Source organism: Pantoea sp. Ap-870 (assembly GCF_011752515.1).
Lineage (GTDB): Bacteria > Pseudomonadota > Gammaproteobacteria > Enterobacterales > Enterobacteriaceae > Pantoea > Pantoea dispersa.
The window spans coordinates 428992-441977 of record NZ_VWXG01000004.1 but is presented as its reverse complement, the minus strand read 5'-3'; the positions used below and the strand labels follow the sequence as shown (position 1 = coordinate 441977).

Below are 12986 nucleotides of genomic sequence, written 5' to 3'. Positions count from 1 at the left end.
TCAAAAATGACTAAGAGAGTCTATTTGGTAATAACAATCAGGGAGGCGGCTGTGAAGATAACGAAGATTGACCACATACACGTATACGTGGAGAACATCAAACTGGCAGAACGCTGGTACCAGGAGGTTCTTGGTTTTTCCCGCGATGACTCGCTGTATTTCTGGTTTGAGCAGGGAGGGCCGCTGGTTATCAGAAATCACGGCGCATCACTTTCCCTGTTTCCCAGGAAAAATCAGCATCCCGGCCATACGGTGGCTTTCGTTGTAGAAGCGGCTGAGTTTCTCAGTTTTGTGCCTGCTCTCAACGCAAAAAATATCCCGTTTACCGTATGCGATCACGATGTATCTTTATCCGTGTACTTTAACGATCTTAGCGATAACAAGATTGAGCTGACCAGCTACGAATACCTTCAGGCAAAGCAGCTACTGGAGAGCGTTGTATAGCTTTCTCCCCTGGCTGCAGTCGGAGCGCAAAACTTTTATGCTAAAAGAGAGTGTCAGGGCTGTTGTGCCTGAAACCTGACGGAGCAGAAATGAGAACGCAAAAGCGATGTATAGGATACGTGGCGATCGTGGTCGATGACTACGACCGCGCGATTGAATACTACACCGACAAGCTGGGTTTTACTCTGGTTGAGGATACGCCGCAGCCTGGCAAGCGCTGGGTTGTGGTGACGCCGCACCCGGAAAGCGACTGTAATATTCTCCTGGCCCGCGCTTCAAACGAGCGGCAGGAAGGCTTTATCGGCAACCAGTGTGGCGGACGGGTTTTCCTGTTCCTGCAGACCGATGACTTCTGTCGCGATTACAACGCCATGAAGGAGAAAGGCGTCCACTTCTGCCAGGAGCCGCGGGAGGAGGAGTGCGGGATGGTGGTGGTGTTTGAGGACATCTACGGCAACCGATGGGATCTTTACCAGAACGCGCAGCCCTGAAAGCCCTGAGGCTGCGCACGTCCAGTGCGTGGCCGGGACTGTATGTCTGATATTTATTTGTCATCATTAAATGTCCACTCTTCGCTCATAGCGGACCATGCTCCGCGTCTGTCCGCTTTGTGCCAGTAACGGATGTTCATACAATTATTGCTTCTGTAACAGCAGCCAAATCAGCAAAACAAGGTTTGCCTAAAGCACTATTACTACCAGAACCATGCACAGCAGCATCACGTAGATTCGCGCGTGCCAGACATCGGGGACGGCGGGGATAGCCCGGCGGCTGAACACAATACCCGCCCAGCCGGTCACCAGGAGCAAGCCCAAGATTTTCAGGCTGATAAATCCCAAAAATCCGCCTGCCTGAATTTTATGCCAGCCGCTTATCGCATATGTCATCGCACCGCACAGCGCTACCGGCAGGGAAAGCGGGTTGGCCGCACTAATACACGCGCGCATTGCATGGCCGTGTCGTCGTAACAGTGGCACCGTCATTACGCTGCCGCCAACGCCCAGCAGTGCAGCAATCATGCCGATTAGCATACCGCCACCGGTAACTGTCATAAGTGATAAACGACGCGGCGCGCTGCCGCTGAAGAAGCCTTTGCGTAACAGACAATCCCCAATCGTCGCCAGCATATAAAGGATAAAAAGCGCACGAATCAGCGCCTCGCTCATCATTCCCGCTAACCACGAACCGACTACCGCGCCTGTGGCGATAAACCACAGCAGCGGAAACAAGACGGTTGAAGAAAGCCTGCCCGCTTGCCAGTTTTGGTAACTAACCCAGCCTGCGTTGAAAATCATCACCGCTGTCGAGGTGGCCACGGCAATATGCATCGCATTTCCTGCCAGCAGCGGCTGCCGCATCAGCAACTGATAAATAAATGGCACGACAACAAAGCCGCCGCCGAAGCCAAAAAGGACCGTGGTTATGCCGGTAGTAAAGCCGGCAAGTACTATTATCAGCAATTCGTTCAAGGAGGTGTCCCGTTTACAAGTGAGGCAGCAGCATATCGCTCCAGCGGCCCGCTTCCCATTTGCGCAGCGCTCAATTACCCTTGCAAACTGGTCAGATGGGGACGGATATGCGAAACGAGAAAATTGACGGCTTCGATCGGCTGAATCGCGATGTTGTGGCGCTCGGCAACGACTATGCGCAGGGATTTTTCCTGCCGCAACATCAGCACCGCCGTGCGCAGCTTCTGTATGGCGCAACCGGCCTGATGCACGTTTCAACCCGGGACGGGGAATGGGTGGTGCCGCCCCAGCATGCGGTATGGATCCCCCCCGAAATCCTGCATGCCGTCAAGTTCACAGGCGTAACGACGCGTAGCCTGTATATCGAACCCGCATGCGCGTCCAGATTGCGTAACATCAGCCGCTGCGAAGTGATTGCCGTATCGCCGCTGTTGCGGCAGCTACTACTGGAGGCGGTTGATTTGCCGCCGTGCTATGACAGCGTACGCGATCGGGCGCTGATAGATTTAATGCTGCTTGAAGTGGCGGCAATGCCAGTGTGCGCGCTCGAGATCCCTTTGCCGCAGCAGCCCGCGCTGTTGAGGCTATGTCAGGCTTTTTTACTTGCGCCAGCCATTCACGATCCGGCAGAACGCTGGGCCAGCGCGCTGTTTATGAGCGGCAGCACATTTCGTCGCCATTTTCAGCAGCAAACCGGCATGTCGTTTTCAGCCTGGCGTCAGCGAGCCTGTGTGGTCAGCGCGCTGGCAATGCTGCTAACGGGAACACCGGTAAACGAAGTCGCGTTGTCGCTCGGCTATGACAATGGTTCTTCCTTCGCGACGATGTTCCGTCGGGTTACCGGCCAGCCACCTTCATTTTATCACCCGACTTAACAGGGGGGCTTTGTCCACTGCTACCAGCTCAGGTCTGATAGCTTTCCTGCGCCATTGACTGAGCAGACGCATGGCAGTTGCTGTTTTGAAGGTAGAATAAGCTTTGTAAAGCCAAGGTAAAGACGTAATGCTGGAACAATAACGTTCGCGTTGTGCTAAAAGCGGGCATCATTCTATGTTTGTTTAAGTACCCGCACTCTTAAAGCGGCTTCGCTTTCAAAGCATCAGCAATAAAATCAACGAAAGTGCGAACCTTAAATGGAATGCGCATCGCACTCGGGTACACTGCCTGAATGGTAAGCTCTGATGTCCGGTAATCTGGCAGCAGCTCAATAAGTTGGCCCTGCCTTATGTGCTCTCGAAAAACAAAACAGGGGCCATATACAATCCCTGTACCGCCCAAGGCCGCTTCCATTAACAAGTGGATATTGTTTGATGTGAGCCGGCAACGGCTTTCGATAGTGTGTGGCCTGTTATCTGTGTCATAGATTGTCCAGTCTCCGGCAGAAATTGCCTGGCTGAAAGCCAGGCGCGGCATACGCGAGAGATCATCTGGCGTTTCAGGCATGCCGTATTTTTTCAGAAAGTCTGTTGATGCGCATAAAACCATTTTACAGGGTGCCAGACGTCGGGTGACAAGCGTCGGATCGTCCAGATGTCCTATGCGTATGGCTACATCTATCCGTTCCTCAAGCAAATCAATATAATTATCCTCAAGGACAACACCTGCACTGACTTCCGGAAATTGCTCAAGGTAGCGTGACACAATCTTCCCCAAATGCATTTCGCCGAAGGCAAGAGGGGCGGCGATGCGTAACAATCCCCGGGGAGTGGCCTGAATGTCACTGGCTTCCCTGTCTGCGTCATCCAGAGCCTCGATAATCACTTTGCAGCGTTCATAATATCGCTGACCAACATCCGTAAGGCTCAGTCGGCGTGTAGAGCGCTGAATAAGCCGCACGTGTAAATCGGATTCTAAAGCACTGACATGTTTTCCTGCCATGGCTGATGAAAGTTTAAAACGTCTTGCGGCCGCAGCAAAACTGCCTTCCTCAACTGCCGCAATAAAAATTCGCATACTGGTAAACTTGTCCATTACGCACACCATTCGATAATATGGTTATCGACTGTAAACACTATTCAGCCAATTATCATTTATAAGAACTGTAATTAACATTGTTTTAAACCATGAGGAGAATGAAATAATGAAAATTACAGTGAACAATACAGGTATTAATGTACAGCAACATGGTCGCGGTGAGCTTGCACTGGTGTTCCTGCATTACTATGGCGGATCATCCCGAACGTGGCAGAGCGTGATATCACAGTTACCTGATCACTATCGCACGGTAGCTATCGATCACCGTGGCTGGGGATTATCAGATGCGCCGAAGTCCGGATACCGGATTGCGGACCTTGCAAGTGATGCTGAAGGCGTCATTGCCGCGCTCAAGCTAAAGCGCTATATCCTGATTGGCCACTCAATGGGAGGAAAAGTTGCCCAATTGATGGCATCCCGTCGGCCTCAAGGCCTTGAAGGGCTAATGCTGATTGCACCCTCTCCTCCTTCGCCCATGATGCTTTCTAAAGAAGATCGCGACAGGCTTACCAGTGCATATAGCAGCCGTGAATCAGTCGAGTTTGTTATCGACAATGTTCTGACGTCGAGGCCGCTTAGCCCGGCGCTCCGTGAGCAGGTCATTGAAGACAGTCTGAGCGCCGGAACTGAAGCGAAGGCTGCCTGGCCCGACATCGCCATGCGCGAAGACATTACAAGTGCAGTTGCCTCCATTAATGTCCCCGTAAGAGTCATATCAGGAGAGCTGGACCGGGTCGATACCCCGGAAACGTTGCAAAGAGAGCTGCTGCCTCGCATTCCTCACGCAGCAATGATGATTGTTCATGACACAGGACATCTTTCGCCGCTGGAATCACCTCAAGAAATTGCAGGATACATTTCCAATTTCGCAGCTTCGGTTGAGAGGAGCGATACTGTCCATCGATCGCCAGCTGAAACCATTGCTGCATTTGATGAAGCATTTAATGCCGGAAATATTGACGCATTGATGTCTGTTTTCAGTAACCGTGCCACGATGAGAATGCCCAGCAATGTTGTCATCGAAACTGATCCTTATGCATTGCGTATGGCTTTTACCACGTTGATAGCATCAAGGCCAATTATCAGAAACCAGATCCATACTCTTATCCCTTCAGGTGACCTTATTCTTGCCATCATTAAATGGTCGCTGACTACGACATTAGAAGACGGCACTCAAAGAGATGATTGCGGCGTCGCCACACAGGTGATGGAACAAGGGGCGGATAAGGGCTGGCGGATACGCATTTCAAACCCGACGGGAATTAACTGACTGGTCAAGGTCCGCTTTTGCTCATAGCGGACATTGGCCTGAGCGTCTGTCCGCTTTGTGCCAAGAGCGGACGTGGGTTTTTCTGATCATCTTATCGATGGACTGCAATATTTTTCGTTCATTCAAAGTGGTGGCTATAGGCCGAAAAAGAAAGAATCTTTGTCTGGATATTGGCTCGAATGTTATAGTAAAAGTTACAGGAACGACAGAAGTTCACTGACGGTATAAAGTTAAGCCATGAAAAAATCCATTAAAACAATGTCAAATCGAAGCAATAGAAGATAATTTAGCAAATAAAGTAAAGCACGAGATATAACGAAATATTAGAGTGGAAAGATAACAACTTTCAATGTTAAAGCTAAGAGGCTGATATGAAAAAAAACACTGGAAAGGAGTATGAGGAATTTGTTGGTGCCATACAGCAAAGTTTGATTAATGCTGAAGGGATGTCACATTTAAAAAATATAAAAGTGGAAGTAAACAAAAAAATTGAAGATAGAAACGGGATTTTAAGGCAGTTTGATGTGTATTGGGAGTTTAATTTAGGTGGTTATGATTATAAGACTGTAATCGAATGCAAAGACTATGCATCTTCAGTGACCATAGATAAAATTGACGCATTTATTGGCAAGACACAAGACATACCAGGACTTAGGCTCATCTACGCTACGAAAACAGGCTACCAGAGCGGAGCACAAAGAAAAGCAGATCAGCATAAAGTAGATCTTCTTATTATACGAGAAGGAGTTGATGAGGACTGGACTGCACCTGATGGAACGCCACTAATAAAAATCATCAATTTGAACATCATCGCCATATCCCCTCCAAATATTACGTCTTTTTCTCCTTTTGTGGATGCTTCTTGGTTGGAATCTCAGCCGGAGCTTGATATTGAAAAAATAAATAATAAATTCAGTATGACGCTAAATAATGAAGTTTTTATATGTAACGAAGTGACTGGCGTTAGATTTTCACTGTATGACTTGGCTAACTCACTGACTGGTAAAATCCCTGACATGCAGTATGGGGAGGGAACATATAGTGAGGAGCTACATAATTCTTATTTAGAGTCTGACGATGGAGATCTGAGAGTTAAGCTTAGAGGATACAAATTGAGCTATGAGTACCGCAAGCCCGCAAAAGTTACATCAATAATTGATTACTCCAAAGAACTTCTAGGTATCGTTCAAAACTATTCATCAGGAGATAAGCAAATGGTCTTTAGGGATGGGCGTGTAAAGTGATCACACTTTAGGAAAAAAAAGCCTAAATAAGAGAATTGCCCTCCAACAGAGGGCTCTTTTTATCATTAGAAACTTCCGAAATGCTCTCCCCTTCTTGAAGCCTGTGTGGCCTGCCCCCTATAAAACAATACGTGACTTCTTAGCAAGTTCTCTATCAACTGTAAGGTAGCTGCTAACTTCCGCTCCTCGCTCTTAGCTGCCAGTTAATCTGGCCGGGTTTTGACTGCTTTTTTGTTTGAGATGACCAATTGAAATGCAAATACGCGGTCAAGTAAAATGCAAACGGGTTGTCAAGTGAATGCAAAAAAACAATTGACAAAACAAACATGTTTTTGTATTTAAATACTTGCCTGGTGTGATCTATATACCCGTCCAATCATTCCTCTCACACCGGGTCAAAGCCTTATCCAAACGGATAAGGCTTTTGTTTTGTCGTTACGGCAGCTCCACTTTTCCTGCATCAATATCCATCACTGAAACGGCTCTGAATCTTATACAGACGCCGTGTTTCGCTTCTGCGACCATCAGGCGTGAGATTGGCCGCCATATCCAGACATCGCTCTCTGCGGCGGGCTATGGCCTCGCGTTCGGCATCTTCCGTAATCTGATCCATCACGGTCAGCCAGCGGCGTGCAGCGCGTCGCCATAAGCCCCTTCTTTCCAGTGATTCTGCTACAGTGTCTTTCAGTCCCATAGGCCTCCACCGGGGTCACTCTTGCCTCATCTGTGCCATCTATTCTTTCATAATGGTAATCACAGTTGTTTATTTCACCCAGAGCGCATTCACAGAAAATGGACTTCCGTCTACAAACAGGAGCCTGTTGATGCGCTATCCCTTTGAACTCGATCCGCAGATTATTCACCACATCATATACAGTCAGGCCGGTTCTGTCGGCAAGGCCGTCATTGAACTCATCATGAACAGCGTCGACGCCGGTGCCGGCGCGGTGATAATCGATATAACCCCGAAGGGCTTCTCCTGCCGGGATGATGGACGCGGTTTTACCTCATACGATGACGTAAAGCGCTATTTCGGGCGTTTCGGCACGCCACATCAGGAAGGTGATGCAACCTACGGGCGCTTTCGTCTGGGCCGGGGCCAGATCATGGCGCACGCCCGTACACTCTGGCGCTCGCAGCGCTGGCAGATGTCGGTTGATACGCGTGAAATGGGTTATCACTATGACCTGGAAGAAATTGCGGAGGCTGAGCCAGGCTGCCATATCACTGGTGAGTGGTATGAGCCGCTGACCAGTCAGGAGCGCATGTCATGCATTCAGGAAATCCGCGATTTGGTGCGCTATACGCCCGTCACGGTGCACCTCAACGGCACCATCATTACCCGCCAGCCGGCACTGGAGAAGTGGGATGCGGAGGACGATGAGGCCTGGTATCGGCTCCGGGAAGACGGTGCCGTGTCGGTTTACAATCAGGGCGTTCTGGTGCGTCATGATCCGGGTCACATCTGGGGTGTGGGTGGCCTTATCGTCAGTAAAAAAACCATCGCGCTTAACGTCTCGCGTACTGAAATCCTTCGCAAGACCTGCCCTGTCTGGAAAACAATTGCCGCCCGGTTTGGCCAGCTTGCCACCGCCTTCTCTGACAATCAGGGGAAACATCGTAAAACTGAAGCGCGTCGGGAGAAAACCGCCCGCGCTTTGCTTTCCGGAGAGGGCGACCTGCAGAAGCTGATGCACGATGAAGAGGTCATAACGCTCCTGCCCGGCAAACGTCACGTCACGCTTGAGCACTTCATCCGTAAGTGCCGTTATTACCCGGCGGCAACCGACAAAAACTGCTTCACCCTCGCGCGGTATGCTCGCGATGTTCCGCGCGGGGAAATCATTGCCCGGGCCGGTATCGCTCCAGTGTTGCATCCTGTCACGCTGCCCCGCTTCGGCTGTTACGAGCCGGAAGAGTTTATGGAATGTCTGAGCCGCGTACGCGCAAACCTGATGGCATACCGTGAACAGTTACCCCGGCACCGGCGATGGGGTTCCGGCTGGCAGTCTGAGCTGGTACTTATTGATTTCGACACCCTCAGCGCAAACTTTATCGACCGCACGCAGATGGTCAGCGAGAAACAGCTTGATAAGGAAACGCGACGGGCTTGGACAGCGCTGCGCTGGTGCCTTACCCAGTATGCTGCTGTCTGCTCGGGTGGCGAAGCGGGTTATCAGTCACGTTCTTACGGGGGGAAGCGCTTTCAAATTTTGCTGGGTGAGTCCACGTCGGCGGATGCCTGGACGGACGGAGAGACCTATATTGCCTTCAACATCGATATCGTCCGCCGGCTAAAATCCGATGCGCTGCAGACTGCCAGTCAGCTGTTCAGCCTGACGGAGCACGAGGTGGCACACCAGGGTGACAGCCTGGACTGTGGCCACGACGAGACTTTTTATCAGCGTTTCCATGATATCAGCACCCTGTGCGCACCCGTTCGCCAGCGTTACATGCACGTCTGGCTGATGAAATACACGACTAGCCTGGAGGCAGAGGGTAAACGCGCAACCGGAACAGCCTGGAAAGAGCGTTATCTGACTGAGCGTGCCAGCACCGGCCGGGAGAAAAAAGGACTCCCCGGCGTTATCAGTGATGCCGGAATTCGTGATGCTGTAAGTGCACAGCCGGACCCGGAAGATATGTCACGGCTTGATTTTCTTAACCAGCAACTGACGGGCGCCGGTGCAGCGGCGCCTGTAAGGTCCGACTGGGATAGCGCGGTGGCCGCCGGCATTGAGCAGGCCCGTAAGAATCAGGCAGAACGGTTACAGGAACAGCAGGCCACGGAGGACTGGTACGCTGCTGAGGATGATGTATCCGACATTCTGACCGATGAGCAACGGGCGGCTGAAGCCGAAGCTGAAGAGCAGATGTGGCTGGCGTCCTGTAAATTGCATTACCTGTCTATTTTACCCGGTGCAACGGAGGAAAACCTGAATGACAGGGTTGTCGCGTTTCTTGCTTATATGACCGTTTCAGAAGAGGAAGAACTGGCGGCCTGGGCCATGCGGGCCTGGGATAACAGTGACCAGTGGTATGCCAGAAATGCCCCGTCGTACAGTGAGGCTGATGAACTGTATGAACAGGACCTGGAGCAACCACCCGGAAAAAGCATCCCTGCTGACTGGCTGCCCTTTATGCAGGAAGGCGAAACGCGATGGAGCATAGAGCGGAATGCGGCGGCGGCCGGATTTATGCATGAGCTGGATTATCTGGAATGGCGGCGCGACAGCGACACCGGTGAGCCAGCCTGACGGTGCAGAATACCGGATTTGTCAACCGGCCGGAGGGTGCAAATTCTGCATTCTGTCAACCAGGACGCCCGGTTAATAAATTATCAGCACCGGGCTCAGAGTTAATTACTGACCGGCCTTGTTATTGAACGCACCCTGAGCAGGTTACTCACTCAGGGAGTGTTCTCCATGAAATTTTCATTTTGCTGCCTCGCAGCACTGTTCCTAACCGCCGGCGCCCATGCCGGCACCGTCATTTATACCGACAGCGCCCACCCGGTAACGGGTAACCCCGGGCCTGACGTGACTGTCATTATGCTGGATGCGCCTGACCGGCTGCAGGCGGATCTCTTCGGCCCGCTGCCGGCAGACCCGGCGCAGGCTGAACAGCAGGCGCGGGCTGTCATCAGTTCGCCTGCGTTTAAGCAGCGTCAGCAGGACCTTGCCGGAACCTATGCTGGCCTCACGCACGCCTGGTCGCTGGGTCTTGAGAAATACCCCGCGGTGGTGTTTGACGATAAGTGGGTGGTCTACGGCACCACGGACGTCGGCGTGGCCACGCAGCAGCTGAACGCCCGGAAGGAGTCTGCACAGTGAAAATGTCATTCTCCCGCCCGCGCCGGCTGGCACTCACCACGTTAATGGCCTGCACCGGCACGATGGCCAGCGTCAATACCGCGAGTCTGCTCTCAAGCGCCGCCAGTCCTGACTGTATCAGCTGGCGCATCAGCGGTATCTGTTACTGGCTGTTCTGTACGCCTTTCGGCTGCTCCGTTAAAACCTCCGTGAAGGTCACCCATTTCATTCCGGAAGCCGTGGTTTCAGCCTACCTGAGCCCTGGAGCCAATCCCTGGACGGAGATGTCGGCCGTCAGCAGCCTGGCTGATGGCGCCGAGAGTGCGCTCCTGGGAGGCGCTGCAGGTGTGGCGACCGGTGGCGGACGGCAGGAAATGAAGGCGCCCGGCGATCGTAAGCAGAACCTGCACTTTTACTACGGCGATGCGTATGGCCATCCAGCTACCAGACTCATCGGCGGAATGGTGCCGGGGTATTCCTGTGACAGTGCCGCCACGCCTTTTATGCCGTACTTCACAAGCAGCCTCGATGCGCTTGCCTGGCGCACCGGCGTACCGGAATCGCTCTACCCGGAGGCGTTAATCCCGGGACAGCGAGAGATTGGCAGCACGGCCAGCGGCAACATGTGGGGGAATGTCTACCCCCGCAGCGGCTTTGTCACTCAGACCGACAGCTACAAGTCGGCGGCCGTTGTTGTGCAGCGTGTGGCCGACATTATCACCCGCCAGGGACAGCTGCATGTCTACAGCCCGCTCACCGGGCAGCGTTCGCCGGGCTACTGGCCACCCGACCCCGTCCAGGAAAATACCGGCACAAAAAATCACAAATGGCAGCGTCTCTCTCCCCAGCTCTCGCAGAGCTGCGCAGTGTTCCCCGACACCGGCGGGCAGATAGCTGAAAACGGCAACTATGCCTGGGCGCTGTGGCAGCCCTACAGCTGCTGCAAACGACGTGGCCAGACCTTCCTTTTCAGCACCGATTTCTCCTGAGGACTAAGCAGATGAAACAGCAGTATTCGCAGCGGCTCTACCGCCCTCTGGCGGCATTAGCCTTCTCCGCCTTTCTCTCCCTGCCGGCACTGGCTGTCGACACGTCACTTTCGTCCGGCGGTGCGTCAGTGAGCGGCGCGATTAATGACGGACTTTTTTACTCTATTGGTGGCGGCTCAGTGATCTCACCGCCACCGAGCCGCAGCAACATGTCCCGGCTGGGGCTGAATGGTGGGTGGAGCAGTGACCTCATGTGCGGCAACTTTGACCTGAAAACGACCGTAGGCAATCAGCTCAACGGCATTACCAGCGGATTCAAGGACCTTATGGGCAACGTGATTCAGGGCGCGACCGGCGCGGTCATGAGCATGCCGGCAATGGCCATTCAGCGTGCTAATCCCGGGCTGTATGAAATGCTCACCAACGGGGTGCTGCAGGCAGGGCTCAACTTCGATAAAGCGCAACTCAATTGCCAGAATATGTCGAAAAAGCTTGCTGACTATACCCTGGGCAGCAAGTGGCAGCAGGCTGCTGTATCCGAAGAATACAAGGATATTGTGGCATCCAGCGGCGGAGACGCCGTCTCCAGCGACCAGCAGCTGCAGAAGGCCACCGGTGAAGAAGGCGTAACCTGGGTTGGCGGTCAGAAGCGCGGAGGCAAAGGCCAGCAGGCCATTCAGCCGACCCGTGACCTGGCTAAAGCCGGTTATAACATGATGAACAGCCTGCCGGTGACCAGCAACAGCAGCGTGGGCTCCGCCAGCTGCAACGGCACGGTCTGCCAGCGCTGGAAAACCTCGGATGATGCGGCAGCGGCGGTGGTTAAGGTGCTTGGCGATCGTTCGATCCGGACCTGCAGAGAAACCAGCGAATGCACAAGCGGCGGGGCTGAAAACCAGCCCGGCAGTTCTGTCGCCGGCACGGGATTCTCGCCCGTGCTTGAAGATGCTACCAAAGCCAATCTGGAACAGCTGGGTAAACTGGTCGGCGGTGAACTGCAGCCAACGGCCGATAACCTGGCGGCGCTTAAAACCGGCAGCCTGGTTGTAACGCGCGGTGTTATTCAGTCACTACGCGATGACCCGGACAAGGTCGCGCTGGTTCAGCGCCTGGCCGGCGAGCTGGCGATGGCTGACACCGTGGAAACAGCACTGACCATGCGGCGCATGCTGACCACCGGCGAATCCGAGCCAAACGCCGCTGAGCAACCCGAGGCGCTTGCTGAAGGCGACCGCCGCATTGATGCGCTTGACCGCGAGCTCAGCGCCCTGCGTAACGAGATGGAGTTGCGCAAATCCATCAGCAACAACAGCCTGCTGACCACGCTGGCGCGTCAGGGAGAGCGTAACCAGGATAACCAGCTGCAGCAGAAAGCCGGCAATCAGGATCAGGGCTTCAGTCAGATGAACCAGACGCAGTCTTCCGGAGCAAACTGATATGACACTCCCCTCTGTTCGCGGCCGTGCGGGCCGCATATTACTCATGCTTCTCCCGTTACTGCTGGTAACCGTGGCCATGTTTGCGCTGGCTTCGGTCTTTATGGCGTATGACCCGGACGGCCAGCTGACACGCCGCTGGCTGCATGAGAGCCGGTGGGGGCTGTTTGCCTGGCGACTTGTGATGTATGCCGGCATCGCTGCAGCCTGGGGCCTGAAGATCCGCCCGCAGCTTCTGAAGCGGTGGCCGGAGGCTCGTGCCCGCCTGCCGCGCACCGAGCTGCTCGGGGTGCTGTTTATTCTGGCCACGGAATGCGTGGCCTGGACCGGCACGGCATAAGGGGAAGA

At 53.4% G+C, this 12986-nt stretch carries 13 protein-coding genes; 10 read left to right on the top strand and 3 right to left on the bottom strand.

Going from position 1 to position 12986, the window contains the following annotated elements; translation table 11 throughout:
• Window positions 1-51: 51 nt before the first annotated feature.
• Window positions 52-444 carry a VOC family protein gene (locus tag F3J41_RS13270; RefSeq protein ID WP_166711452.1) on the top strand — a complete coding sequence of 131 codons (393 nt, stop codon included), beginning with the start codon at window positions 52-54 and terminating at the stop codon, window positions 442-444.
• 89 nt (window positions 445-533) lie between these two features.
• Entirely contained in the window at window positions 534-935 is a 402-nt protein-coding gene (locus F3J41_RS13265; RefSeq protein ID WP_166711450.1) for a VOC family protein, read from the top strand.
• Between the two features lie 189 nt (window positions 936-1124).
• Here the strand turns inward: F3J41_RS13265 and F3J41_RS13260 are convergent, their stop codons facing one another.
• On the bottom strand, window positions 1125-1913 hold the full coding sequence (locus F3J41_RS13260) for a sulfite exporter TauE/SafE family protein (protein ID WP_058758735.1): 789 nt from the start codon (window positions 1911-1913) through the stop codon (window positions 1125-1127).
• Between the two features lie 107 nt (window positions 1914-2020).
• Between F3J41_RS13260 and F3J41_RS13255 the strand changes: the two genes are divergently transcribed.
• Window positions 2021-2788, top strand: coding sequence for a helix-turn-helix transcriptional regulator (locus F3J41_RS13255; protein WP_141496453.1), 768 nt, complete (start codon window positions 2021-2023; stop codon window positions 2786-2788).
• A gap of 199 nt (window positions 2789-2987) precedes the next feature.
• Here F3J41_RS13255 and F3J41_RS13250 read toward each other — a convergent pair whose 3' ends face one another.
• Window positions 2988-3884 carry a LysR family transcriptional regulator gene (locus tag F3J41_RS13250; RefSeq protein WP_181444788.1) on the bottom strand — a complete coding sequence of 299 codons (897 nt, stop codon included), beginning with the start codon at window positions 3882-3884 and terminating at the stop codon, window positions 2988-2990.
• 109 nt (window positions 3885-3993) lie between these two features.
• Between F3J41_RS13250 and F3J41_RS13245 the strand changes: the two genes are divergently transcribed.
• Window positions 3994-5157, top strand: coding sequence for an alpha/beta fold hydrolase (locus tag F3J41_RS13245; protein WP_141496452.1), 1164 nt, complete (start codon window positions 3994-3996; stop codon window positions 5155-5157).
• 371 nt (window positions 5158-5528) lie between these two features.
• Window positions 5529-6401: a restriction endonuclease gene (locus tag F3J41_RS13240; RefSeq protein ID WP_166711448.1), complete on the top strand. Its 873-nt coding sequence runs from the start codon at window positions 5529-5531 to the stop codon at window positions 6399-6401.
• A 460-nt stretch (window positions 6402-6861) separates the two neighbouring features.
• Here F3J41_RS13240 and F3J41_RS13235 read toward each other — a convergent pair whose 3' ends face one another.
• On the bottom strand, window positions 6862-7095 hold the full coding sequence (locus F3J41_RS13235; RefSeq protein ID WP_166711445.1) for a PerC family transcriptional regulator: 234 nt from the start codon (window positions 7093-7095) through the stop codon (window positions 6862-6864).
• A 130-nt stretch (window positions 7096-7225) separates the two neighbouring features.
• Between F3J41_RS13235 and F3J41_RS13230 the strand changes: the two genes are divergently transcribed.
• The 5 genes from F3J41_RS13230 (at window position 7226) to F3J41_RS13210 (ending at window position 12978) form a co-directional block, all read left to right on the top strand.
• A complete protein-coding gene (locus F3J41_RS13230; protein ID WP_166711443.1) occupies window positions 7226-9658 on the top strand; it encodes an ATP-binding protein in 2433 nt (810 codons plus the stop codon).
• 168 nt (window positions 9659-9826) lie between these two features.
• The gene (locus F3J41_RS13225) at window positions 9827-10234 is read left to right on the top strand and encodes a TIGR03757 family integrating conjugative element protein (protein ID WP_166711441.1); all 408 of its coding nucleotides are present in this window, start codon (window positions 9827-9829) and stop codon (window positions 10232-10234) included.
• Window positions 10235-10236: 2 nt separating this feature from the next.
• Window positions 10237-11202: a TIGR03756 family integrating conjugative element protein gene (locus F3J41_RS13220; RefSeq protein ID WP_211075231.1), complete on the top strand. Its 966-nt coding sequence runs from the start codon at window positions 10237-10239 to the stop codon at window positions 11200-11202.
• An 11-nt stretch (window positions 11203-11213) separates the two neighbouring features.
• Entirely contained in the window at window positions 11214-12638 is a 1425-nt protein-coding gene (locus F3J41_RS13215) for an integrating conjugative element protein (protein WP_233209822.1), read from the top strand.
• Between the two features lie 46 nt (window positions 12639-12684).
• Window positions 12685-12978 carry a hypothetical protein gene (locus tag F3J41_RS13210; protein ID WP_247656286.1) on the top strand — a complete coding sequence of 98 codons (294 nt, stop codon included), beginning with the start codon at window positions 12685-12687 and terminating at the stop codon, window positions 12976-12978.
• Window positions 12979-12986: the final 8 nt, after the last annotated feature.